Genomic DNA, 24,449 nt, shown 5'->3' with positions numbered 1-24,449 from the left:
TTATCTCTCCGATCGACTTGGTTTCTCAGGAACAGTGTGATGTCACTGCAACAGGGCTTTTTGCTCACCCGCCACTGGCGAGATACGCCCATCGGCACCGAAGTGGAGTTCTGGCTGGCGACTGACGCAGGGCCACAGCAACTGCGACTGCCGCCGCAGACTTCCGTGGCCTTCATTCCGGCGGAACAGCGCCAGCGCGCTGAGCGGCTTTTATGCGAGGAATACCAACTGGAACTGAAGCCGCTATTATTGACGGATTTTCATCGCCGCCCGATGCTGGGGCTGTATTGCCATCAGCACCGTCAGTTGATCAAGCTGGAAAAGCGGCTAAAAGAGGGCGGCGTTTCAGTTTACGAAGCCGATATCCGGCCACCGGAGCGCTACTTGATGGAACGCTTCATCACCGCGCCGGTGTGGTTCAGTGGCCAAATCAATGGCAGCGGGCCACTGCTCAATGGCCAAATGAAACCCGCTCCCGCCTATCGCCCAGCGCTGAAGCTGGTCTCACTGGACATCGAAACTACCGCCTACGGCGAGCTTTACTCTATCGCACTGGAGGGCTGCGGTCAGCGGCAGGTTTATATGTTGGGGCCAGCCAACGGCAGCGATGCCGCGCTGGATTTCTGTCTGGAGTATTGCGTGAGCCGCCGACAAATCCTGGAGCGGTTAAACCAGTGGTTGGAACAGCATGATCCCGATGCGATTATCGGCTGGAATCTGGTGCAGTTCGATCTGCGGGTGCTACAGAAACACGCCGAACGATATCAGATCCCGTTACGGCTGGGGCGCGGTGGCAGCTTACTGGAGTGGCGCGAGCACGGCTTCAAACAGAATCACTTTTTCGCCTCCGCCGCTGGGCGGCTGATTATCGACGGTATCGAAGCGCTGAAGTCCGCCACCTGGCACTTCCCTTCTTTCAGCCTGGAACACGTCTCGCAGACATTACTGGGAGAAGGCAAATTGATCGATAACCCCTATCAACGCATGGCAGAGATCGACCGGCGCTTTGCCGAGGACAAACCGGCGCTGGCTCGCTACAACCTGAAGGACTGCGAACTGGTGACACGTATTTTCGCCAAGACCGACCTGCTCAACTTCCTGCTGGAACGCGCCACCGTCACCGGGCTGGCGGCCGATCGCAGCGGCGGGTCGGTGGCGGCGTTTAGCCACTTGTATATGCCGCGCATGCACCGGCTGGGTTTTGTAGCACCCAACCTCGGTGAACAGCCAGAAGAGCACAGCCCCGGCGGGTTCGTGATGGAGCCGCAGCCCGGCCTGTATGATTCGGTGCTGGTGCTTGATTACAAAAGCCTGTACCCGTCGATCATTCGTACTTTCTTGATCGATCCAGTCGGGCTGGTGGAAGGCATGCGCCATCCCGATGATGCCGATTCCGTACCCGGTTTTCGCCAGGCGCGCTTCTCACGCAGCAAACACTGCCTGCCCGCGATCGTCGAGCAGATCTGGCAGGGGCGCGAGGCGGCTAAACGCCAACACAACAAGGCATTATCTCAAGCGTTGAAGATCATCATGAATGCACTATACGGCGTGCTGGGATCGAGCGGTTGCCGCTTTTTCGATCCGCGCCTGGCTTCTTCCATCACCCTGCGTGGTCATGAAATCATGCGTCAGACGCGCGCATTGATCGAAGCCGAGGGCTATCAGGTGATTTATGGCGACACCGATTCCACTTTCGTCTGGCTGAAACAGCCGCACGATCAGCAGCAGGCGGCGCAGATCGGCCAGTCGCTGGTGCAGCAGGTTAATCAGTGGTGGCAACAGCATTTGCAGCAGCAGTTTGGGCTGGAGAACGCGCTGGAGCTGGAGTTTGAAACTCATTACTCGCGCTTTCTGATGCCGACCATTCGCGGGGCTGAACAGGGCAGTAAAAAACGCTACGCTGGTTTGGTCATCCGCGCCGATGGCAGTGAGGAGGTGGTGTATAAAGGATTGGAAACGGTACGCACCGACTGGACACCGCTGGCACAGCAATTCCAGCAGCAGCTCTATCAGCGCATCTTCAAACGGCAGCCTTATCAGGATTATGTGCGCGACTACGTCAGCAAAACGTTGAACGGCGAATTCGACGATCGGCTGATTTACCGCAAGCGGCTGCGCAGAAAGCTGGACGAATACCAGCGTAATGTGCCGCCGCACGCCCGTGCCGCACGTATCGCCGACGACTACAACCGCCAGCAGGGGCGGCCGTTACAGTATCAGAACGGCGGCTGGATCAATTATGTGATGACCGTTGCCGGGCCGGAACCACTGGAAGCGCGGCATTCGGCCATTGATTACCCCCACTATCTGGAGCGCCAACTGCAACCGGTGGCAGACGCTATACTGCCTTTTCTGCACGATGATTTCACTACGCTGGTCACCGGGCAGATGGGGTTGTTCTGATAGTAGAATGATTCACCTAAGGGTGATAAAAAATCATCAGGGTTTACAGGTGACGAACGCATCGCCTTCCATTACCATAGCGCCCTTTCCAATTTCTGAATCATTCTCCGCGTTATCGGGTTTGCCCCTCAGCCTTGATTACCGGCTTTGGGATCTGTGACACCGCCCCGGTCAATGACCGGATACAACCTACAATAAACTGGGTTTATTACAGGTCGCTGCGCCGCAGTGACAAGACTTACTGACAAGAAATCGAGCCGATAATATATGCCTTTTACACTTGGTCAACGCTGGATCAGCGATACGGAAAGCGAATTAGGACTGGGAACCATCGTGGCACTCGATATGCGCATGATCACCCTGTTTTTCCCTGCCACCGGTGAAAACCGCCTCTACGCTAGAAACCATTCACCGATCACCCGTGTGATGTTCAATCCAGGCGATACCATATGCAGCCATGAAGGATGGCAGCTCATAGTGGAAGAAGTAAAAACGGATCACGGCCTGTTGACCTACATCGGTACCCGCTTGGACACCCAAGAAAGCGGCGTGGCGATGCGTGAAGTGCTGCTGGACAGTAAGCTGACCTTCAGCAAGCCGCAGGATCGCCTGTTTGCTGGTCAGATCGACCGGATGGATCGCTTTGCGCTGCGATTGCGCGCACGTAAAAATCAGAGCGCGCAATATCGTCTGCCGTTCGCTGGCCTGCGTGGCATGCGAGCTAGCCTGATCCCACACCAATTGCATATCGCCTATGAAGTCGGCCAACGCCATGCGCCACGCGTACTACTGGCGGACGAAGTGGGCTTGGGTAAGACCATTGAAGCTGGCATGATCATTCACCAGCAGTTGCTGGCAGGCCGTGCCGAGCGCGTGCTGATCGTGGTGCCGGAAACTCTACAGCACCAGTGGCTGGTCGAGATGATGCGCCGCTTCAACCTCTATTTCTCACTGTTCGACGATAGCCGCTACGCTGAAGCCAAGCTCGACAGCAGCAATCCGTTTGAAACCGAGCAACGGGTGATCTGCTCGCTGGGTTTCGTGCGCCGCAATAAGCAGCGTCTGGAAGAGTTGGTGGACGCTCAGTGGGATTTACTGGTGGTCGATGAAGCCCACCACCTGGGCTGGAGTGAAGAAGCGCCAAGCAGCGAATACCAAGTGATCGAACGGTTGGCCGAACATATTCCCGGCGTGCTGCTGTTAACCGCCACCCCGGAACAACTTGGTCAGCAGAGCCACTTTGCCCGTCTGCGCCTGCTGGATGCAAGCCGCTTCCACGACTACCACGCGTTCGTCGCCGAACAGCAAAAATACCAACCCGTAGCCGATGCCGTCACCTTGCTACTGAACGGTGAGCGCTTGGCCGACGACAAACTGGCTCTGCTAGGCGAACTGATCGAAGCGCAGGACATCAAGCCGCTGCTGAAAACAGCCAATAGTGGTGGCGACAACGCCGAACAAGCGCGTCAGGCGCTGGTAACCCTGCTGATGGATCGCCACGGTACCAGCCGCGTGCTGTTCCGCAATACCCGTAACGCTGTGAAGGGATTTTCCCATCGCCACCTCCATCTGATCAGCTTGCCGCTGCCCCCCCAGTATCAGACGGCGATTAAGGTATCCGGCATCATGGGTACCAAACAATCAATCGAAGCCCGCGCGCGCGCTATGCTATACCCGGAGCAAATTTATCAGGCGTTTGAGGGCGAGAACGCCACGTGGTGGAACTTCGATCCACGCGTGGAATGGCTGCTGGATCACCTGATCGCCCATCGCCACGAAAAGGTACTGGTGATCTGCGCTAAGGCTGAGATCGCACTGCAACTGGAGCAAGTACTGCGCGAACGTGAAGCAATCCGCGCAGCGGTGTTTCACGAAGGGCTGTCGATCATTGAACGTGACCGCGCTGCCGCCTACTTCGCCACCGAAGAATCAGGCGCACAGGTGCTGCTGTGTTCCGAAATCGGTTCCGAAGGCCGCAACTTCCAGTTCGCCAGCCAGTTGGTGATGTTTGATCTACCATTCAACCCTGATCTGTTAGAGCAACGCATCGGCCGTCTGGATCGCATCGGTCAGATGCACGACATCCAAATCATGGTGCCGTATCTGGAAAATACCGCGCAGGCGGTGCTAGGGCGCTGGTTCCATGAAGGTTTGGACGCCTTTGAACACACCTGCCCGACCGGCCGCACCATTTATGACAGCAGCTATGAGCAGTTACTTGGCTTCCTGGCTGCGCCCACTGAGCAGCATGGGCTGGATGAATTCATCCACACCTGCCGCCAGCAACACGACCAACTGAAAGCGCGGTTAGAACAAGGCCGTGATCGGCTGTTAGAAATGCACTCTAACGGCGGCGATTCCGCCCAGATACTGGCGAACGCCATTGTTGCACAGGATAACGACATCAACTTGGTGAGTTTTGCACTCAACCTGTTCGACATCGTCGGCATCAATCAGGACGAGCGCGGTGACAACCTGATCGTACTCACGCCATCCGACCATATGCTGGTGCCGGATTTCCCCGGCCTGCCGCAGGACGGCTGCACGGTCACCTTTGACCGCAATCAGGCATTATTACGTGAAGACGCGCAGTTTATCAGTTGGGAACACCCCATTATCCGCAACGGTTTGGATCTGATCTTATCCGGTGATATCGGTAGTTGCGCGGTGTCTCTGTTAAAAAACAAGGCACTGCCAGTCGGCACTCTGTTGGTGGAGTTGGTATACGTGGTGGAGGCGCAGGCACCGAAACACTTGCAGTTGACCCGCTTCCTGCCGCCGACGCCGATCCGCATGCTGGTGGATCGCAAAGGCAACAATCTGGCGACACAAGTCGAGTTCGACAGTTTCAACCGCCAACTGATTGCAGTCAATCGTCATACCGCCAGCAAGTTGGTCAATACGCTGCAGCAGGACGTTCACGCCATGTTACAGCAGGCGGAAGGTCTAGTAGCAGAACAAGCACGCACCTTGATTGAACAGGCGAAGCAGGAAGCGGACGACAAACTGAGTAGCGAGTTGGCACGGTTGGAAGCGTTGAAGGCGGTCAACCCAAATATTCGCGACGACGAACTCGAGGCGCTGGCGTGCAATCGCCACCAAGTGTTGGCTAACCTCAATGAAGCCAGTTGGCGGCTGGACGCCATTCGTTTAGTGGTGGTCACCCACCAATAATTGGCGCGATGCACAGATCCCGCCTAGTCCTTTGCAAGTGGAGCCGAGATGAAACCCTACCATCCCCCGCAGGAGCCGATGCTTATCCTGTATCAGGATCAACACATCATGGTGGTCAACAAACCCAGCGGCCTGCTGTCAGTACCGGGTCGGCTGCCGGAAAACAAAGACAGCCTGCTGACACGTATTCAGGCTGACTTCCCAGCCGCCCAAGCGGTACATCGGTTGGACATGGCTACCAGCGGGGTGATTGTAGTAGCGCTCAACAAAGCCGCCGAGCGCGAGTTGAAGCGCCAGTTCCGCGAACGCGAACCGAAGAAATACTATATCGCCCGCGTTTGGGGCCATCTGGTGCAAGATGAAGGGGTGGTGGCGCTACCGCTGATTTGCGACTGGCCGAACCGACCACGGCAAAAGGTATGTTTTGACACCGGCCGAGCGGCGCAAACGGAATATCGGGTGCTGTCGCGGGATGCCGATGGCTGCACACGGGTGAAGCTGATGCCGATCACTGGCCGATCTCACCAGCTACGGGTGCATATGCTGGCGCTGGGGCATCCGATCCTCGGTGACGGTTTCTACGCCCACCCCCAAGCGCAAGCGCTGGCGCAGCGGTTGCAACTGCATGCGCAGACGCTGCACCTCACCCATCCAGCGTTTCATACGCCAATGCATTTCCACGCCGAACCGGACTTTTGATCTCAATGACAGCAGGCCCTGCATGCAGAGCCTGTACGGTTACTTGAAACCTCTCTCATTTTTGATCAGGTCATATGCCGCCTGGATCTCCTGCGCTTTTTGCTTAGCCATTTCCATCATTTGCGGTGGCAAGCCTTTCGCCACCAACTTGTCTGGATGATGCTCACTCATCAGTTTGCGATAGGCACGCTTGATGGTGGTGGCATCGTCGCGGCTGTTGACGCCCAGCACTTTACACGCATCTTCCATCGTTGGCCCGCGCTGTGCCTGCTGGTAACCGCCTCGCTGGCCGCCACCGAAGCGGCGTCCGCCCTCCATCATGCTGAGGAACTGATCGAACTGTAGATGTGAAATGCCCAGTTCTTCGGCGATGACATACAGTACCTGCCGCTCATTCGGATGCAGCAAACCGTCGGCAAACGCGGCCTGAAACTGAATTTCCAGAAACATCCGAATCAGGTCGAAACGGCCAAAACAGATGCTGCGCAACTGTTGCAGCGTCTCGCGCAAAGGAAACTGGCTCTGTTTGCCTTCACGAAACGCCTGCTGCGCGGCAATGCGCGCTTCGCCATGCAGTTGCAGACGATCCATAAACAAGCTGGCGACCTGAATATCTACTTCGGTAACACGCCCTTTTGATTTGGTCAGGTGCCCCATCACCTGAAAAGTGGTGCGAAAGAACAGCCCTTGCCGCGTTTGCTGGTCGGTGAAAAACCCCCGGTTGTGCTTATTGCTGCGCGCATTATCGACCATATGACCGATCACCAACCCCAAAACTACACCCCAGAATCCCGCGCCAAGCCAAATGGCGGCGATGACCCCAAGCAGTTTTCCCCAATACTGCATATACTCCTCAATTGTTATGCTGAAAGCCGCACAATACCTGGCCTGTTAGCTCAGGGTTAGCGATTTTTCCCAAAATTTGGATTATCATACCTGTCATTTATCTTTGCGCCTACGACGATACAAGTAAACGGTAGGAATTACCTCTAGCGCAACACAGATGAGTAATATAGTCTCTGACCGTTTGCCGGACACGATGCCTCTGATGACGGAACACCACAACCACGTATGAAAAAAAGTTTCCCAACACTGCTGGCCATGATGATTTGGACGGCACTTTACAGTCAGCATGCTCTGGCTGATCTGGCTGAGCAGTGCATGCTTGGCGTTCCTGTTTATGACAAACCTTTGGTCAGCGGCGATCCTGACAACCAGCCGATCACCATCAATGCCGATGAGTCGCACGCCGACTATCCGCAGAGTGCGCTGTTCACTGGCAACGTCAACATCGAGCAAGGCAACAGCACCCTCACCGCCAAGCAGGTGGAACTGAACCAGATGCAGCATCCAGGGCAGGCGGACGCGGTGCGCACTGTGACTGCCACTGGCGATGTGCACTACAGCGACCCTCAGATCACATTGGCAGGCCCCAAGGCTTGGTCAAACCTGAATACCAAAGATACCGATGTCTATAAAGGCGACTACCAGATGGTCGGCCGTCAGGGGCGCGGCGCAGCTAACAAAATGAAGATACGCGGCGCTAACCGTTACACTATTATGGAAAACGGTACTTTTACCTCCTGCTTGCCGGGAGACGATAGCTGGAGCGTGATCGGTTCCGAAGTGATCCATGACCGCACAGAGCAGGTGGCAGAAGTGTGGAACGCCCGCTTGCGTATTGGCGGTGTTCCGGTGTTCTATAGCCCCTATATGCAATTGCCAATCGGCGATAAGCGCCGTTCCGGCTTCTTGATCCCGAACGCCAAATACGGCAGCAACAATGGCCTTGAGTTCATATTGCCGTATTACTGGAACATCGCGCCCAACTATGACGTCACCCTTACCCCGCATTATATGTCGAGACGCGGTTTGCAATGGCAAAACGAATTCCGCTATCTGGTGCAGCCTGGCTCTGGACTGATGGCGCTAGACTGGTTACCAAACGATAAGGAATACAAAAAGGACAATGCTGACAACAGCACCCGCTGGTTGTTCCACTGGAACCACCACGGGCTAATGGATCAGGTGTGGCGTTTCAACATCGATTTTACCAAGGTCAGCGATGCCAAATACTTTACCGATCTGGATTCGAAGTATGGTTCCACCACCGATGGCTACGCCACGCAGAAGTTTAGCTTTGGTTATGCCAATGAAAACTGGAACGCTATTTTAAGCTCCAAGCAGTTCCAGATCTTCGACAGCACCGACCACTCTAACTCTAATTCCTACAAAGTGCGGCCACAACTGGATCTGAACTACTACAAAAATGATCTCGGCCCGTTCGACTTTCATCTATACAGCCAGATAGCCAAATTTAACAGTATCAATCCGTACAGCCCAGACGCCACCCGTTGGCATCTGGAACCCACGCTCAATCTACCACTAACCAACGGCTGGGCCAGCCTGAACACCGAGGCCAAGCTGCTGGCATCCCATTACCAGCAGAACATACCTGACCACTTTGCCACCCATTATGTCAACCGAAATAGCACTAATGATTATAAGGCTGTGGCACCGCATCTTGATGACTCCGTCAATCGCGTGCTGCCGCAGTTCAAGGCTGACGGCAAGCTGGTGTTCGAACGCCCGATGATCTGGTCGGAAGGTTCTACCCAGACCTTGGAACCGCGCGTTCAATACCTCTACGTGCCGTACCGCGATCAAAGCAACATCTATACCTACGATACCACGCTGCTGCAAACTGATTATTCCGGTCTGTTCCGCGACCGCACATACAGCGGCCTGGATCGCATCGCCTCGCAGAACCGCGTGTCCAGCGGTTTAACCACACGCATTTATGATGACGCGCTGGTTGAACGTTTTAACGTTTCCGTGGGTCAAATCTACTACTTCAACCGTTCAGGCACCGGTGACCGTAGGACAAGCTACGATAACAACGATCGTACCGGCAGCTTGGCATGGGCCGGTGATACCTATTGGAAGATCGACGATCGTTGGAGCCTGCGCGGCGGCTTGCAGTATGATACCCGCTTGAACAGCGTCTCATTGGGTAACGGTGTGCTGGGATACCGCCAGGATCCAGAGCGTGTGGTGCAGCTAAATTACCGTTACGCCACACCGGAATATATCCAGACAGCCCTGAACACCGACCAAATCCCTGCCTACCAGCACGGTATTGCTCAGGTGGGCGTGACAGGCAGTTGGCCGATTGCCGATCGCTGGGCCGTGGTGGGCGCGTATTACTACGATACCCGTGCCAGGCAATCCGCCGATCAGTTACTGGGGCTGAAGTACAACACCTGCTGCTGGTCGGTAACACTGGGCTATGAACGCAAGATCACCGACTGGAATAACAGCAACAATATCAGCATTTACGACAACAAAGTTTCCTTCAATGTCGAACTGCGCGGTCTAAGTAGCGACCACAGTCTCGGCTCTGCGGAAATGCTGCGCTCCGGTATACTGCCGTACCAACGCGCGTTCTGATATTGGGTAGCATGTTGAAAACGAGAACTTTCACCCGCATTTGCGGATTACATAATGGGAAATGTTATGAAGAACTGGAGAACGCTTATTCTCGGATTGGTGGTTTGTGCTAATGCCGCGTTCGCAGCACCCCAAGAAGTGGATAAAGTCGCTGCCGTTGTGAATAACGGTGTTGTGCTGGAGAGCGATATCAACGGCCTGTTGCAATCGGTGAAACTCCATGCACAGCAGGATGGCCAACCACTGCCGGACGACAATTTATTGCGTCACCAGATCATTGAGCGTCTGATTATGGATAATATTCAGCTACAGATGGCTCAAAAAATGGGCATCACTGTATCCAATGCCGATCTGGACAACGCGATTGCTAATATCGCCGCGCAAAACAAGATGAGCCTCAATCAACTGCGCAACCGCTTGTCTTACGAGGGCCTGAACTACAACACTTACCGCTTGCAGATCCGTAAAGAGATGCTGATCGCCGAAGTGCGCAACAACGCAGTACGCCGCCGCGTGACTATCCTGCCGCAAGAAGTGGAAGCGCTGGCAAAGCAAGTGGGTGCCCAAAATGTCAGCGATACCGAAATGAACATCAGCCACATCCTGCTCCCTTTGCCGGAAAACCCATCGCAGCAGCAGGTGGACAGCGCAGAAGCACTGGCTAGAAAACTGATGGGCGAATTGCACAACGGCGCTGACTTCGGCAAACTGGCGATCACCTACTCCGCCGATCCCCAAGCGCTTAAAGGCGGCAACATGGGCTGGGGCAAGCTGCAAGAGATCCCAACCTTGTTCGCCGAGCACCTGGTCAATGCCAAGAAAGGCATTATCGTCGGCCCTATCCGTTCCGGCGTTGGCTTTCACATTCTGAAAGTGAATGACATCCGTGGTGCCAGCCAGTCGGTATCCGTGACCGAAGTGCATGCCCGCCATATCCTGCTGAAACCTTCAGTGGTGATGACCGATGATCAGGCGCGCACTAAGTTGGCAAGCATAGCGCAAGATATCAAAAGCGGCCGTACCAAGTTTGCCGATGAAGCCAAACACCTGTCTCAAGATCCCGGCTCTGCCCTGCAGGGGGGCGATCTGGGCTGGGCCTCTCCAGATATCTACGATCCGGCGTTCCGCGATGCACTGCTGAAACTGAACAAAGGCGAGATTAGCGCACCGGTACACTCCGCCTTCGGCTGGCACCTGATCCAATTGCTGGATACACGTCAGGTAGACAAAACCGATGCCGCGCAAAAGAATCGCGCTTACCGCATGCTGTTCAACCGCAAATTTGCTGAAGAAGCGCAGACCTGGATGCAAGAACTGCGCGCCCAAGCCTATGTGAAGATCCTCAATGGCCATGCCCAGTAATAAACGTATCGTGATGACTCCCGGCGAACCTGCCGGGGTAGGGCCAGATTTGGTGGCAGCGCTGGCGCAGCAGGATTGGCCTGTTGAACTGGTGGTGTGCGCGGATCCAGCATTGCTGCTTGAGCGCGCCCACCGGCTGAACCTGCCGCTGACGCTGTGCGATTATCGCCCACAACAGCTTGCTCAACCGCAGCGCGCTGGCACACTAACCGTGCTGCCGGTAGCCACCGCTTATCCGGTCACGCCAGGTGAATTGAACGCCGGTAACAGCGCCTACGTGGTGGAAACCCTGGCGCGTGCCTGCGATGGCTGCCTGAACGGTGAGTTTGCCGCGTTGATCACCGGCCCGGTAAATAAAGGCGTGATCAACGACGCAGGTATGCCGTTTATCGGCCATACCGAATTCTTTGCCGATCGCAGCGGTTGCGATCGGGTGGTGATGATGCTGGCCACCGAAGAACTGCGCGTGGCGTTGGCAACCACCCACCTGCCACTGCTAGCAGTACCGGGTGCTATCACCCAGCACAGCCTATTCGACGTTATCCGCATTCTCGATCGGGATCTGAAAACCAAATTTGGCCTGCCCCAGCCGCAGATCTACGTCTGCGGGCTGAACCCGCACGCCGGGGAAGGCGGCCATATGGGGCGCGAAGAGATAGACATTATCCTTCCAGCGCTTGAGGCACTGCGTGCTGAAGGTATCCACCTGACCGGCCCACTGCCAGCGGATACCCTGTTTCAGCCCAAGTATCTGCAACATGCCGATGCGGTGCTGGCAATGTATCACGATCAGGGTTTGCCGATACTAAAATATCAGGGGTTTGGCCGTGCAGTGAATATCACTCTTGGGTTGCCTTTTATCCGTACTTCGGTCGATCATGGTACTGCTCTGGAACTGGCTGGCACTGGCAGCGCCGATGTTGGCAGTTTCAAAACGGCCTTGGATCTCGCCATTAAAATGATAATTAATTGTAATGAATAACAGAGTCCACCAAGGGCACTTTGCCCGCAAACGCTTTGGACAAAACTTTTTAACTGATCAATTTGTCATCGATAGCATTGTCTCTGCCATTCACCCGCAACCGGGCGAGGCGATTATTGAGATTGGCCCCGGCCTGGGCGCATTGACCGAGCCAGTTGGCGCACGCATGGATCGCATGACGGTGATCGAGTTGGATCGCGATCTGGCGGCTCGGCTAGCAAACCATTCATCGTTGAAAGACAAGCTGACCATTTACCAGCAGGACGCCATGACGGTGAATTTCGCCGAGATGGCCAAGCAGGCAGGCCAACCGTTGCGCGTATTTGGTAACCTGCCGTACAATATTTCGACACCACTGATGTTCCACCTTTTCATCTATACTCAGGCAATCTGCGACATGCACTTCATGTTGCAGAAAGAGGTGGTTAACCGTCTGGTTGCTGGCCCAGACAGCAAAGCCTACGGGCGTTTGAGCGTGATGGCGCAATATTACTGCAACGTTATTCCGGTACTGGAAGTGCCGCCGACTTCATTCACCCCGGCACCGAAGGTCGACTCCGCCGTGGTACGTTTGGTGCCACACAGCGTAATGCCAAATCCAGTGAGTGATGTGCACATGCTAAGCCGCATCACCACTCAAGCGTTCAACCAACGCCGGAAAACTATCCGCAACAGCCTAGGCGATCTGTTTACGCCAGTACAGTTGATGGAGTTGGGCATCAATGCTTCGCTCAGAGCAGAGAACATTTCTGTCGCGCAGTACTGCAAGCTGGCCAACTGGCTTTCAGACAATTCTGCGCCGCAGCAATAAGGAGTTGTTGCCATGATTGATTCACCCCGCGTATGCATTCAGGTTCAAAGTATTTATGTGGAATCACAATCGATACCTGAAGAAAACCGTTACGTCTTCGCCTATACCGTCACCCTCCGCAATCTGGGCCGTTTCAACGTGCAGCTACTGGGCCGTTACTGGTTGATCACCAACAGCAACGGCCGCAAGACCGAAGTGCAAGGCATCGGTGTGATCGGCGAACAACCCCTGCTCCAGCCCGGTAGCGAGTTCCAATACACCAGCGGTACCATTCTCGAAACGCCGCTGGGTACCATGGAAGGCCATTACGAAATGGTTGACCACCAAAGTCAGTCGTTCCGCTGTGCTATTCCCGTGTTCCGCTTAGCTATCCCTACACTGATCCATTAACTATGTCTACCTACCTTATCGGCGACATTCATGGCTGTTTCACTGAACTTCAAGCGCTGTTGGCTCAGGTTTCTTTCAACCCACAATGTGACCGGCTATGGCTGACCGGCGATCTGGTCGCCCGTGGCCCTGATTCACTGGAGGTGTTGCGCTTTGTGCGTTCACTCGGCCCAGCGGTTCGCCTGGTGCTGGGCAACCACGATCTGCACCTGATGGCGGTCTACGCTGGCATCAGCCGCAATAAACCCAAAGACCGCCTCAACGCACTGCTGGAAGCGCCGGATGCCGACGAGTTGATCAACTGGCTGCGTTGCCAACCGATGCTACAAGTGGATGATGAGCTAAAGCTGATGATGGCGCACGCTGGCATTACGCCACAATGGGACATTGAGACTGCAAAAATCTGTGCGCGTGAGGTAGAGACGGTGCTGCGCAGTAACAGTCACCCACTGTTTCTGGACACCATGTATGGCGATATGCCGAACAACTGGACGCCAGCACTGAGCGGCTTGGCACGCTTACGTTTTAGTACCAATGCATTGACGCGCATGCGTTACTGCTTCCCAAACGGCCAGCTTGACATGATTTGTAAAGATGCCCCCGGCACGGCACCTGCACCATTGAAACCCTGGTTTGAACTGCCACGCTTAGTGGATACTGGTTATACCCTAATCTTCGGTCACTGGGCATCGTTGGCAGGCAAAGGCACCCCGGAAGGTATTATCGGGCTTGATACCGGCTGCTGCTGGGGCGGGAAGCTGACCATGCTGCGCTGGGAAGACCGCCGTTACTTTACCCAGCCGGCCAAGACAGCACCAACCGTTTAGCTACGTCCTGAGTAACCTTAGGGTGAACTCATCTTCCCATTGTATTTCAGTTCGTTAGCATTGGTTTTCTCTCAAATTATTGGATTAATGAGGAAAATGGATGCAACTGTAGTGGCACACTGAATTTGGCTACCTGAGTTGTTATGCTCATCTCAAAAGCTTAAAGGTGAACCAATGAGCAAAGCATTTACTGCTGAGTTTAAACTTGAAGCGGCAAAATGGGGCCTCGACTAGAATTACACATATTCAGAGGCCGCGAAGGTGATGAATATCAGCCTATCTGCCATCAACCGCTGGGTTAAATCGTTACGTATGGAGCGTCAGGGGAAAATTCCTCCGGGGCTTGCTCTAACACCTGAGCAAACCGAACTCAGGGAGATGAAAAAGCGGATAAAACGCATTGAAATATAAAAAGAAATATTAAAAATAAGCGTTCCGCCAACTCATAGGGTTTAAAAAACACAGCCCTGACAACATGGCCTCCTTACTGTTATCCTCGAGAGGTCTATTAGGGCAACACCGTCATCCCGTTTCTCACTTGAGCACATGGTTCGGCACGTCAACGCCTGGCACCTCAGTGGGCTTACCCCTAAACAATATGCGCTGCCACACGACATTCCCTTTAACCGTCTGAGAAACTGGATACCACGGGTTTCTGCCCCCGCCACGCGCACCGACTTTATTCCCGCACAGGTCATCACTCCCACCTCCAGAGAAGCGTCCGTTATGCTCCATTTGCCACGTGGTATCTCGCTCTCATGTTCTCTGGTAATAAGGGGATTGACTGGCACAAAGTGACTGGAGATGACCTGCAAAAGTGGCATTTCTAATGTGATGAATATCAATTCATCCGTGATGAGGTCAGCGAGCATCTGGAATATGTTCCCGCTCGGTTTGTCGTCCATCGCCATGGGCGTCCGCAATACAGTTGTGATAACTGTCAGACGGTTCATGCTGCCCCGTTGCCCGCTCAACTGATTGACAAAGGTCAACCCGATCCCGGGTTATTGGCTCAGGTGGTGATTGCCAAGTGCTGCGACCCTCTGCCACTGTACCGGCAGCAAGCCATTTATCATCGCGCCGGGGTCGATATTCCCCGCAGTGCCGTGCTTGAGGGCTGGCAAGGGACGTTGGTTGTCGACGATTACACCGGGTACAAGACACTGTTCACCCAGCCGGACATTCAGGTGTAGTGGTCAACTAAAACTGGCCACCGCGTTAGAGTTTTTCCAGTATCGGTTTTCCGATTCGTTTGGTGGTAACCCACCGTTATATTCATGCGGCCTGAGCGCGCTGTAATACCCAACGATATAGTCCGTTATTGCGTGGGCTGCATCGCTGAAGTTTATGTAACCCGTCACCGGTACCCATTCGTTCTTCAGACTCCTGAAGAAGCGCTCCATTGGGCTATTATCCCAGCAGTTTCCACGCCGACTCATACTCTGTCTGATCCGATACCTCCACAGTGACTGCCGGAACTGTCTGCTTGTGTAATGGCTGCCCTGATCGCTGTGGAACATCACTCCGGCTGGTTTTCCCCGGGCCTCCCACGCCATCTCCAGCGCTTTGATGGTCAGCCTGCTGTCCGGTGAGAACGACATTGCCCAGCCCACCGGTTTTCTCGCGAACAGGTCGAGAACAACGGCGAGGTAGGCCCAGCGCCTGCCTGTCCAGATATAGGTCACATCGCCACACCACACCTGATTAGGCTCTGTCACTGCGAACTGCCGCTCAAGGTGATTCGGGATAGCGATGTGTTCAAGGCCACCGCATTTATACCGATGAGTGGGCTGTTGACAACTGACCAGCCCCAGCTCTTTCATGAGCCTGCCGGCGAGCCATCGTCCCATCCTGAAGCCCTTCATGGTTGCCATAGTTGCGATACTCCTTGCGCCAGCAGAGCCATGGCTGACGCTATGCAGTTCCAGTACCTGGCTGCGTAATACAGCTCGTCTGCCATCTGGTTTTTCAGGACGGTTTTTCCAGTATTTGTAGCTGCTGCGATGAACCCCGAACACGTGGCAGAGTGTGACCACCGGATAATGCGCTCTGAGTTTCCCGATTATCGAGAACTGTTCAGGGAGTCTGACATCAAGAGCGCGGTAGCCTTTTTTAATATTTCGTTTTCCATTTCAATACGTTGTATTTTTTTCCTCAGCTCACGTATTTCAATTTGTTCAGGAGTAATGGGAGAGGCTTTAGGTATTTTTCCCTGCCGCTCATCACGCAACTGCTTCACCCATCGCGTCATTGTGGAAAGGCCGACATCCATAGCACTGGCTGCATCTGCCACGGTGTAGTTCTGGTCAACGACCAGTTGAGCGGATTCGCGTTTGAACTCTGCACTGAAATTTCTTTTTTTCATTGAAGCACCTGTAATGTCCTGAGGTGAGCATATCACCTCTGTTCAGGTGGCCAAATTCAGTGTGCCACTACACCTGGTCAAAATACGCCGAAGTCTGGTGCGGGATATCGTTGCTACGTCGCAATTAAGGCGCAGTCGTTCACGGGGGGGAATTCGGCATCCTCGCTATTGAATACGTTCATACTGGGTAACGGAATGGCAGAAAGCTTCGTCAAAACGATCAAGCTGACTACATCGGTATAATGCCAAAACCTGACGGGCTAACGGTGATACGGAACCTTGCGATGGCGTTCGAGCACGACAATGAATGGCATCCGCACAGCGCACTGGGATACCGTTCGCCACGGGAATATCTGCGGCGTCGGCCCCATAATGGGTTAAGTGATAAAAGATGTATGGAAATATAGGGGCAATCCAAGGGAGCAGGCCCACAGATGATCGACAAATTTGTGCATCGCCAACAACGTGGCAGCATGAAAGATAAAGAGTATCTCAACCTTTATAGACACATCCTGCGGTACAGGTTTCTTTCACCCTCACCGCCGTCAGTTCCGGCAACTGGGGTTTGAGCTGTTGCCAGATCCAGGTGGCGAGCACTTCGCTGGTGGGGTTTTCCAATCCTGGAATATCATTAAGGTAATGGTGATCCAAACGTTCCCAAATTGGTGTGAACACGGCCTTAAGCTCGGCAAAATCCATCACCCAACCGGTATGGGGGTTCACTTCACCGGTCACTTCCAGACGCACCATAAATGAATGCCCATGCAGGCGAGCGCATTTGTGGCCCTCCGGCACATGCGGCAGACGGTGTGCGGCTTCAAATTGAAAATCTTTAAACAGCGTGGTTGCCATTATTACGGCCTCATTGACTCAAAAAACGCAGCATAGTACCGGAAAGTGCATCTGCTTGCCATTTATACTGCTTTGCTTTACCCGGCTAACATTTTTTATGTGGTGCGAGTCAGCACCTATTGGCTGGGCGTGTAAGTAGTTAATTGAGATGTATTCGGAAATGAAGGGAAATTTTTATATTTCATATGGATAAAAACGTTTTTTAATGCTTGGAGTGTTATCTATTACCGAATAAACAGCTTAGAACCTATCCCATAAGGCTATTTTATTTGCCACTTTGCACCTGGGCTGTGCTCACCCTCCTCACGGTCTCCCTGCACGCGCCGATTGTTGCGCGCTGTCCTGATCCAAACTGGCGGCAACAATATAGGCCTAATGGAATAGGTTCTTTAGTCGTTTTGGTTATTATTTATTGCTATCCCTTATTTAATCGTTACTCATCTGCTCGGTAACCTTACAAACTCACCTGATCTTTTTAGTATACCCGACTGAACGAAGAGACAGCGACTGATACTGGTGAAAGCCTCTTTGGATAGGCGTTCAGTATAAATAGGACATAAGCACTGCCATGACGACTCAGGTTCCTCCAACCCCTTTGCTCCCGCTGACGCCCGAACAATTGGCGCGCTTGCAGGCAGCGATTGGTGAGTATTCGCCAACGCAGTTAGCGTGGCTGTCAGGCTACCTCTGGGGAATGATTAACCAACAGCTTGGAGCCGTGACCACTTCGCCCACTGCTGCCAGCATCACCATTATTTCCGCCTCCCAGACTGGCAATGCGCGCCGTTTAGCGGAACAGTTACGTGACGATTTGCTGGCCGCCAAGTTGAGTGCCAATCTGATCAACGCTGGTGATTACAAATTCAAGCAAATCGCGCAAGAGCGTCTGCTGGTGATTGTCGCCTCGACCCAAGGGGAAGGTGAACCAGCGGAAGAAGCGGTGGCGCTGCATAAATTCCTGTTCTCGAAGAAAGCGCCGAAGCTTAACGACACCGCCTATGCGGTGTTTGGGCTGGGTGATACCTCTTATGAGAACTTTTGCCAGTCAGGTAAAGATTTTGATGGCAAACTGGCTGAACTGGGGGCTGAACGTCTGGTAGAACGGGTTGACGCTGATGTGGAATATCAAACACTGGCTACCACCTGGCGCAAACGGCTGGTAGAGGTGTTAAAAGTACGTGTGCCGGTGGAAAACGCCACAGCGGGTGTGCTGGCCAGCGGCGCGGTCGCTCAGCTCGATAGCAGCCCCTACAGCAAAGAACAACCGCTGACCGCCCAACTGGCGCTAAAACAGAAGATTACTGGCCGTCGTTCAGATAAGGATGTGCGCCATATCGAGATCGACCTTGGCGATTCAGACCTGTGCTACCAACCGGGCGACGCACTGGGCGTGTGGTTTGACAACGATCCGGCGTTGGTGGATGAACTAGTACAACTGCTGTGGCTGAAAGGTGACGAACCGGTGGTGGTGGGGGGTAAAACCTTGCCGCTGGCGGGAGCGCTGCGCAGTCACTTCGAATTGACGCAGAATACCCTGCCGATCGTCGATAAATACGCGGCACTTTCACGCGACGAAACGCTGATCGGCCTGTTGTCGGATAAGGTGGCGTTGCAGCAGTACGCCCACCACACGCCGATCGTCGATATGGTACGTCAGGCCCCGGCCGATCTGAACGCCGAGCAGTTGATTGGTCTCTTGCGTCCGCTGACGCCACGTCTGTACTCCATCGCCTCCTCGCAGGCCGAAACCGCAAACGAAGTGCATATCACCGTTGGGGTGGTGCGTTACGACATTAATGGCCGCGCCCGTGCGGGTGGTGCATCGAGCTTCCTGGCCGATCGTTTGGAAGAAGATGGCGACCTGCGAGTGTTTATCGAACATAACGACAACTTCCGTCTACCGGCCAACCCGGACGCACCGGTGATCATGATTGGCCCTGGCACCGGCATTGCGCCGTTCCGCGCCTTTATGCAACAGCGTAATGCTGACGGGGCTGGCGGTAAAAACTGGTTGTTCTTTGGCAACCCGCACTTTACCGAGGATTTTCTGTATCAGGTCGAATGGCAGCGCTATGTGAAAGACGGCCTGCTGACACGCATCGATCTGGCGTGGTCACGCGACCAACAACATAAAGTTTACGTACAAGACAAACTGCGCGAACAGGGCGCAGAAGTGTGGCGTTGGCTCCAGGAAGGCGCGCACATTTACGTCTGTGGTGATGCCAACCGTATGGCGAAAGACGTGGAAAACACATTACTGGCACTGGTGGCCGAGCACGGTGGCATGGATACCGAGCAGGCGGATGAATTTTTGAGTGAGCTGCGCCTTGAGCGCCGTTATCAGCGAGATGTTTACTGATGAGTGATAAACACCCTGGGCCTCTGGTGGTTGAAGGCAAACTGACTGACGCCGAGCGCATGAAGAAGGAAAGCCACTTCCTGCGTGGCACTATCGCCGAAGATTTGAATGATGGTCTAACGGGCGGTTTCAACGGTGACAATGTTCTGCTGATCCGTTTTCACGGTATGTACCAGCAGGATGACCGCGACATCCGCGCCGAGCGCACCGAGCAGAAGCTGGAACCGCGCTATGCGATGATGCTACGCTGCCGTCTGCCGGGTGGCATCATCAGCCCGCAGCAGTGGCTGGACATCGACAAATTTGCCCAGGAAAGCACGCTGTACGGCAGCATTCGCATCACCAACCGTCAAACTTTCCAGCTTCACGGCATTCTTAAGGGTAATGTCAAACCAGTACATCAGTTGCTGAATCAACTGGGGCTTGATGCGCTGGCGACCGCCAACGACGTGAACCGCAACGTACTTTGTACCTCTAACCCGGTGGAGTCCGAGCTGCATCAGGAGGCTTACGAATGGGCGAAGGCGATCTCCGAACATCTGCTGCCGCGTACCCGCGCCTACGCAGAAGTGTGGCTGGATCAGAAAAAGGTGGCCACCACCGATGAGGAGCCGATCCTCGGAGCCACCTATTTGCCACGTAAATTCAAAACGACGGTAGTGATCCCGCCGCAAAATGACGTCGATCTGCACGCCAACGACATGAACTTTGTGGCGATCGCTGAAAACGGTAAGCTGGTGGGTTTCAATCTGTTGGTGGGGGGCGGCCTGTCTATTGAGCACGGTAACAAGAAGACCTATGCGCGCCAAGCCAGCGAATTTGGCTATCTCCCGCTAGAGCATACGCTGGCAGTGGCGGAGGCGGTAGTCACCACCCAACGCGACTGGGGCAACCGCACCGACCGTAAAAACGCCAAAACCAAATATACGCTGGAACGTGTCGGGGTGGATGTCTTCCGCGCCGAAGTGGAAAAACGCGCTGGCATCCGTTTTGCGCCGATCCGCCCGTACCACTTCACTGGTCGTGGTGATCGCATCGGTTGGGTGAAAGGCATCGACAACCACTGGCATTTGACACTGTTTATCGAGAATGGCCGTCTGCTGGATTATCCAGGGCGTCCGCTGAAAACCGGTATGGCCGAGATCGCCAAGATCCACCAGGGCGATTTCCGCTTAACCGCCAATCAGAACCTGATCGTCGCTGGCGTAGCGGAAAGTGAGAAGGTGAAGATCGAAGCACTGGCGCGCGAACACCGGTTGATTGACGACAGTGCCAGCGATCAACGCAAGAACTCGATGGCCTGCGTATCGTTCCCGACTTGCCCGCTGGCGATGGCGGAGGCCGAGCGTTTCCTACCGGCATTCGTTACCCAGGTGGAAGGGCTACTGCATCAGCACGGCATAGGCGATGAGCACATTGTGCTGCGCATCACTGGTTGCCCAAATGGCTGTGGCCGCGCGCTGTTGGCGGAACTTGGGCTAGTGGGCAAGGCAGTGGGGCGTTATAACCTGTATTTGGGGGGCAACCGTGAAGGCACGCGCATTCCGTGCATGTATCGCGAAAACATCAATGAAGAAGAAATCCTGAAAGAGATCGACTATCTGGTTAGCCGTTGGGCGCAAGAGCGCCATGCCAATGAAGGGTTTGGCAATTTCACCCTCCGCGCGGGTATTGTCCGGCCGGTAGTCGATCCGGCGCAGGATTTCTGGGACTGAGGCAGTTCGGCACCTGGGCAGCGAAGCCAAATAAGGGCCTATCCCAGTAGGCGTACATTGTTACAGCCAGTTTGGAGCAGGGCAGCGTAACAACCGGCGTGTTCAGGGAGGATGTGAGGAGGGGGAGTACTGCCCAGGGCCAAAATGGCAAATAAAATAGCCTACTGGGATAGGTTCTAAGCATCGTAATATTCCAAGCATTAGGAGGCAGGCAAGTATGGCGGAATTCGATCCGGCGGCGCTGAATGCGCTGCTGAAATCCGGGCAGGCCCTGGCGGTAGTGAACGGCCAGTTAGAAGCCCTCTCTGCCGAGCAACGGGTTGAATGGGCATTGAAGCATCTGCCCGGCGAGTTTGTGCTCTCTTCCAGCTTTGGTATACAGGCAGCGGTGTGCCTGCATTTGGTCACCCGTATCAGGCCGGATATCCCGGTGATCCTTACCGATACCGGCTATCTGTTCCCGGAAACTTATCAGTTTATCGATCAGTTGGTTGACAAACTGAAGCTAAACTTGCGGGTGTTCCGTGCTGAACAGTCTCCTGCTTGGCAAGAGGTGCGCTATGGCAAGCTATGGGAGCAGGGCGTGGAAGGTATCGAAAAATACAACCAAATCAACAAGGTTGAACCGATGAACCGGGCGCTGGAAACGCTGGGGGCGCAAACGTGGTTTGCTGGCCTACGGCGCGAGCAGTCTGCTAGCCGCGCCACTTTGCAGGTGCTGGCGGTGCAGCGCGGGATATTTAAGATCCTGCCGATCATCGACTGGGATAACCGCAAGATTTACCAATATCTGACCGAACACGGTCTAAGTTATCATCCGTTGTGGGAGCAAGGCTATTTGTCGGTCGGCGACACCCACACCAGCCAAAAATGGCAACCGGGCATGAGCGAAGAAGAAACCCGCTTCTTTGGCCTGAAGCGCGAGTGCGGTTTGCACGAAGACTAGGCTGTGCCCGGTCATTGACCGTGGCGGTGTCGCAGAGCCAGAAGCCGGTAATCAAGGGAAGGGACCGGCATAGCGGGCCGATGTAAAAAGCCCGACGATGAAGAGTCCCGGTTTTTGGGGCGTGCTCCGAAGGGTTGGGACTATTTGAACGCGTACTTAGGTGACCTGCTGCTTATTTGGCTCACTTTCTCCCTGAACGCGCCGGTTGTTACACTGCCCTGCTCCAAACTGGCTGTAACACTGTACGCCTACTGGGATAGGTTCTAAGTAGCGGTAAATCAATCCATGGCCCAGTAGATGCCAGCCTTGTCAATGCTGCAGCATATGTCGCCACAGCGCCGTGCCGATATCCTGGCGGGATACGGATTCCGGCTTGATACGCTGCGCGCCCGGCCTGGCCAGATATTTTTCCAGATAGCGGGGATCCGCTGTCTGGAAGATCCCGCATTGATGGCGGTGTACGCCTTTATTACGGGGGCGCTGCGCGCGTTGAGTGTGCTGCACTGTCAGCCCTTCATGCTGTTTCAACCAACATTGATGCATCATTGGGGTGTGCGATTCTAAATTTTCTATTGTACTCATCGGTTTTTGATGTAAATTTTATTAATTTTTAATGAGTTATTGGTTTTTATGGTTATCATTAGGCTTCACGTTGTCTCATCGAATATCATGAAATCCTACATTTGAATGTAGGTTAAAGTGTAGCTTGCCAACCGATAGCCTGGTAAAATATGGGCACATACAGCGCAACCTACATTTATGTTCATGACTGCATAAGGTGCATGATAACGGAGTCTTTATGGTAGGAAAACAAGAGGGAAAGCCACTTTCGTTTAAAGCGGTAGAAATGATGAAGCCTGGCGACAAAGATAAGGCTGATGTAGGCGAAAATCGTGGCTTACGTGTCTCCTGCGGTGCAACTGGGGTTAAGTCTTTTTTCTACCGTTACACAAGTCCTCTGACTGGCAAGCTTGCTCAGGTTAAAATTGGTAACTTCCCGCAGACTTCTCTCGCCGCTGCACGTCTTAAACTCCACGAATTAAAGCTCCTCCGACAGGAAGGTCGGTGCCCTGCCTCAGAGCTTAAGCAAGATAAGCTCCAGCGTGCGATTGAAGCTGAACAGGCTAGTATCCCTGAATTGACCGTACAGGGATTAGTTGAACTGTATCTTACCGAGCGTATTGAGGATCGTAAAACGAATGATGGGAAGATCATTCCCGGAGCCAGAAAGCCTAAAGGGCAGGCCGAGGTCCGCCGTACTCTCTATGGTGATGCCGTTAAAACCTTAGGAACACGAAATGCTGCTGAGATTACGCGCCAGGATATCATTAATTTAATCAATAGCATTGTAGCCCGAGGGGCAACCGTACAGGCCGGTAATGTTCTGAGGGAACTTTCACTCGCTTATGAGTTTGCAATTGGCCTTGGGCGTTTTGATGACAGTTTTGCGAATCCGGCCTTGTTAGCAAAATCCAGCTTACGACAGACCAGAATTAAGCTCACAAACGAACGAGGAACCCGAGTACTGAGCGAGGACGAGCTTGCTAAATTCCTTAAATGGCTTCCGGGCTCTGCTTATACGCCAACGATCAAAAACGTGTTACGGCTGACTCTCTGGACCGGGTGTCGTACCGGTGAAGTCTGCAATATGGCATGGAAGGATGTTGATCTTGAAAAAGGCACGATTCATCTGCGAGAAACTAAAACAGGGATAGAGCGCTACGTACAGTTATCTGATCAAGCGATCGACTTTCTCAACGTTCTACGCCTTACCTCTGACAAATATCTATTCTCTTCGCAAGCCACAAAGAAGCCTATCCAGCAGAAGTATCTAACTGAAAACTCATGGCGTCTACGTGAAAGCGGTCAAATGCTTGATATACCTCATTGGACGCCGCACGATCTGCGTCGTACAGTACGAACGGGGTTATCTCGTTTGCAGTGTCCAAATGAGGTAGCAGAGGCCGTATTGGGGCATACACGTGGCGGCGTTGAAGGGATTTGTAATTTGTATAAGTATGATGCAGAGTGCCGGAAGTGGTTGCAGGTGTGGGCGGATTATTTGGATAAATTGCTATAAATTCCTGATTAGACGATGAACAAGGTTTTTTATT

General features: G+C 53.9%; 17 protein-coding genes and 4 pseudogenes. 18 read left to right on the top strand and 3 right to left on the bottom strand.

The window, feature by feature from the left end; all coding sequences use genetic code 11:
* Nucleotides 1–39: 39 nt before the first annotated feature.
* From SYMBAF_RS13335 to rluA, 3 genes are all read left to right on the top strand, one after another.
* Entirely contained in the window at nucleotides 40–2,403 is a 2,364-nt protein-coding gene (locus tag SYMBAF_RS13335) for a DNA polymerase II (RefSeq protein WP_040262783.1), read from the top strand.
* A 267-nt stretch (nucleotides 2,404–2,670) separates the two neighbouring features.
* Nucleotides 2,671–5,577: an RNA polymerase-associated protein RapA gene (rapA, locus tag SYMBAF_RS13330; protein WP_040262786.1), complete on the top strand. Its 2,907-nt coding sequence runs from the start codon at nucleotides 2,671–2,673 to the stop codon at nucleotides 5,575–5,577.
* Nucleotides 5,578–5,625: 48 nt separating this feature from the next.
* Nucleotides 5,626–6,276, top strand: a complete 651-nt coding sequence (gene rluA / locus SYMBAF_RS13325; RefSeq protein WP_040262788.1) for a bifunctional tRNA pseudouridine(32) synthase/23S rRNA pseudouridine(746) synthase RluA — start codon at nucleotides 5,626–5,628, stop codon at nucleotides 6,274–6,276.
* A gap of 39 nt (nucleotides 6,277–6,315) precedes the next feature.
* Here the strand turns inward: rluA and djlA are convergent, their stop codons facing one another.
* Entirely contained in the window at nucleotides 6,316–7,122 is an 807-nt protein-coding gene (djlA, locus tag SYMBAF_RS13320) for a co-chaperone DjlA (RefSeq protein ID WP_040262790.1), read from the bottom strand.
* Nucleotides 7,123–7,347: 225 nt separating this feature from the next.
* Between djlA and lptD the strand changes: the two genes are divergently transcribed.
* From lptD to SYMBAF_RS17880, 9 genes and pseudogenes are all read left to right on the top strand, one after another.
* A complete protein-coding gene (lptD, locus tag SYMBAF_RS13315; RefSeq protein WP_040262792.1) occupies nucleotides 7,348–9,726 on the top strand; it encodes an LPS assembly protein LptD in 2,379 nt (792 codons plus the stop codon).
* Nucleotides 9,727–9,792: 66 nt separating this feature from the next.
* Complete coding sequence (gene surA, locus SYMBAF_RS13310) at nucleotides 9,793–11,088, top strand: peptidylprolyl isomerase SurA (RefSeq protein WP_040262794.1); 1,296 nt, start codon at nucleotides 9,793–9,795, stop codon at nucleotides 11,086–11,088.
* Nucleotides 11,078–12,070 (top strand): 4-hydroxythreonine-4-phosphate dehydrogenase PdxA, encoded by a 993-nt coding sequence (pdxA, locus tag SYMBAF_RS13305; RefSeq protein ID WP_037388772.1) that lies wholly within the window; start codon nucleotides 11,078–11,080, stop codon nucleotides 12,068–12,070. The genes surA and pdxA overlap by 11 nt, the downstream gene beginning before the upstream one ends.
* Nucleotides 12,063–12,881, top strand: coding sequence for a 16S rRNA (adenine(1518)-N(6)/adenine(1519)-N(6))-dimethyltransferase RsmA (gene rsmA / locus SYMBAF_RS13300; RefSeq protein WP_040262796.1), 819 nt, complete (start codon nucleotides 12,063–12,065; stop codon nucleotides 12,879–12,881). The genes pdxA and rsmA overlap by 8 nt, the downstream gene beginning before the upstream one ends.
* 12 nt (nucleotides 12,882–12,893) lie before the next feature.
* The gene (gene apaG / locus SYMBAF_RS13295) at nucleotides 12,894–13,271 is read left to right on the top strand and encodes a Co2+/Mg2+ efflux protein ApaG (protein WP_040262798.1); all 378 of its coding nucleotides are present in this window, start codon (nucleotides 12,894–12,896) and stop codon (nucleotides 13,269–13,271) included.
* 2 nt (nucleotides 13,272–13,273) lie between these two features.
* Nucleotides 13,274–14,077: pseudogene (gene apaH / locus SYMBAF_RS13290) on the top strand (bis(5'-nucleosyl)-tetraphosphatase (symmetrical) ApaH); the annotation flags it as partial.
* A 270-nt stretch (nucleotides 14,078–14,347) separates the two neighbouring features.
* Nucleotides 14,348–14,509, top strand: a pseudogene (locus tag SYMBAF_RS13285) (transposase); the annotation flags it as partial.
* A 135-nt stretch (nucleotides 14,510–14,644) separates the two neighbouring features.
* Nucleotides 14,645–14,896, top strand: a complete 252-nt coding sequence (gene tnpA / locus SYMBAF_RS18520; protein WP_404829927.1) for an IS66 family insertion sequence element accessory protein TnpA — start codon at nucleotides 14,645–14,647, stop codon at nucleotides 14,894–14,896.
* A gap of 50 nt (nucleotides 14,897–14,946) precedes the next feature.
* Nucleotides 14,947–15,225: pseudogene (locus SYMBAF_RS17880) on the top strand (IS66 family transposase zinc-finger binding domain-containing protein); the annotation flags it as partial.
* A 69-nt stretch (nucleotides 15,226–15,294) separates the two neighbouring features.
* Here SYMBAF_RS17880 and SYMBAF_RS13275 read toward each other — a convergent pair.
* Nucleotides 15,295–16,463 (bottom strand): IS3 family transposase gene (locus tag SYMBAF_RS13275; protein ID WP_152609001.1). Its coding sequence is split into 2 segments (ribosomal slippage): nucleotides 15,295–16,214 and nucleotides 16,214–16,463, totalling 1,170 coding nucleotides; the frame shifts between segments, so codons are not numbered across the junction.
* 189 nt (nucleotides 16,464–16,652) lie between these two features.
* On the opposite strand from SYMBAF_RS13275, the pseudogene SYMBAF_RS13270 reads away from it, so the two are divergent.
* Nucleotides 16,653–16,870: pseudogene (locus SYMBAF_RS13270) on the top strand (integrase core domain-containing protein); the annotation flags it as partial.
* An 85-nt stretch (nucleotides 16,871–16,955) separates the two neighbouring features.
* On the opposite strand, the gene queD reads toward SYMBAF_RS13270, so the two are convergent.
* Complete coding sequence (gene queD, locus SYMBAF_RS13265) at nucleotides 16,956–17,315, bottom strand: 6-carboxytetrahydropterin synthase QueD (protein WP_040262804.1); 360 nt, start codon at nucleotides 17,313–17,315, stop codon at nucleotides 16,956–16,958.
* 568 nt (nucleotides 17,316–17,883) lie between these two features.
* On the opposite strand from queD, the gene cysJ reads away from it, so the two are divergent.
* From cysJ to SYMBAF_RS13240, 5 genes are all read left to right on the top strand, one after another.
* Nucleotides 17,884–19,674, top strand: a complete 1,791-nt coding sequence (cysJ, locus tag SYMBAF_RS13260; RefSeq protein ID WP_040262806.1) for an NADPH-dependent assimilatory sulfite reductase flavoprotein subunit — start codon at nucleotides 17,884–17,886, stop codon at nucleotides 19,672–19,674.
* Nucleotides 19,674–21,389: an assimilatory sulfite reductase (NADPH) hemoprotein subunit gene (gene cysI / locus SYMBAF_RS13255; RefSeq protein WP_040262808.1), complete on the top strand. Its 1,716-nt coding sequence runs from the start codon at nucleotides 19,674–19,676 to the stop codon at nucleotides 21,387–21,389. Before cysJ ends, cysI begins: the two co-directional genes overlap by 1 nt.
* Nucleotides 21,390–21,606: 217 nt before the next feature.
* Nucleotides 21,607–22,335 (top strand): phosphoadenylyl-sulfate reductase, encoded by a 729-nt coding sequence (locus tag SYMBAF_RS13250; protein ID WP_040262810.1) that lies wholly within the window; start codon nucleotides 21,607–21,609, stop codon nucleotides 22,333–22,335.
* A 312-nt stretch (nucleotides 22,336–22,647) separates the two neighbouring features.
* Nucleotides 22,648–22,899 (top strand): hypothetical protein, encoded by a 252-nt coding sequence (locus SYMBAF_RS13245; RefSeq protein ID WP_185899907.1) that lies wholly within the window; start codon nucleotides 22,648–22,650, stop codon nucleotides 22,897–22,899.
* A 235-nt stretch (nucleotides 22,900–23,134) separates the two neighbouring features.
* Nucleotides 23,135–24,415 (top strand): tyrosine-type recombinase/integrase, encoded by a 1,281-nt coding sequence (locus SYMBAF_RS13240; RefSeq protein ID WP_040262814.1) that lies wholly within the window; start codon nucleotides 23,135–23,137, stop codon nucleotides 24,413–24,415.
* The last annotated feature ends 34 nt before the right edge of the window (nucleotides 24,416–24,449 follow it).

Source organism: Serratia symbiotica (genome assembly GCF_000821185.2).
GTDB classification, from domain to species: Bacteria; Pseudomonadota; Gammaproteobacteria; order Enterobacterales; family Enterobacteriaceae; genus Serratia; species Serratia symbiotica.
Note: the sequence above shows the minus strand (reverse complement) of the source record. Positions and strands in the feature narration are given on the sequence as shown.

Bases quoted from the DNA above. Each gene is read 5' to 3' on its own strand.
- SYMBAF_RS13335 (WP_040262783.1), top strand. From the start codon at position 40: ATGTCACTGCAACAGGGCTTTTTGCTCACCCGCCACTGGCGAGATACG.
- rapA (WP_040262786.1), top strand. From the start codon at position 2,671: ATGCCTTTTACACTTGGTCAACGCTGGATCAGCGATACGGAAAGCGAA.
- rluA (WP_040262788.1), top strand. From the start codon at position 5,626: ATGAAACCCTACCATCCCCCGCAGGAGCCGATGCTTATCCTGTATCAG.
- djlA (WP_040262790.1), bottom strand. From the start codon at position 7,122: ATGCAGTATTGGGGAAAACTGCTTGGGGTCATCGCCGCCATTTGGCTT.
- lptD (WP_040262792.1), top strand. From the start codon at position 7,348: ATGAAAAAAAGTTTCCCAACACTGCTGGCCATGATGATTTGGACGGCA.
- surA (WP_040262794.1), top strand. From the start codon at position 9,793: ATGAAGAACTGGAGAACGCTTATTCTCGGATTGGTGGTTTGTGCTAAT.
- pdxA (WP_037388772.1), top strand. From the start codon at position 11,078: ATGCCCAGTAATAAACGTATCGTGATGACTCCCGGCGAACCTGCCGGG.
- rsmA (WP_040262796.1), top strand. From the start codon at position 12,063: ATGAATAACAGAGTCCACCAAGGGCACTTTGCCCGCAAACGCTTTGGA.
- apaG (WP_040262798.1), top strand. From the start codon at position 12,894: ATGATTGATTCACCCCGCGTATGCATTCAGGTTCAAAGTATTTATGTG.
- tnpA (WP_404829927.1), top strand. From the start codon at position 14,645: ATGGTTCGGCACGTCAACGCCTGGCACCTCAGTGGGCTTACCCCTAAA.
- queD (WP_040262804.1), bottom strand. From the start codon at position 17,315: ATGGCAACCACGCTGTTTAAAGATTTTCAATTTGAAGCCGCACACCGT.
- cysJ (WP_040262806.1), top strand. From the start codon at position 17,884: ATGACGACTCAGGTTCCTCCAACCCCTTTGCTCCCGCTGACGCCCGAA.
- cysI (WP_040262808.1), top strand. From the start codon at position 19,674: ATGAGTGATAAACACCCTGGGCCTCTGGTGGTTGAAGGCAAACTGACT.
- SYMBAF_RS13250 (WP_040262810.1), top strand. From the start codon at position 21,607: ATGGCGGAATTCGATCCGGCGGCGCTGAATGCGCTGCTGAAATCCGGG.
- SYMBAF_RS13245 (WP_185899907.1), top strand. From the start codon at position 22,648: ATGCTGCAGCATATGTCGCCACAGCGCCGTGCCGATATCCTGGCGGGA.
- SYMBAF_RS13240 (WP_040262814.1), top strand. From the start codon at position 23,135: ATGGTAGGAAAACAAGAGGGAAAGCCACTTTCGTTTAAAGCGGTAGAA.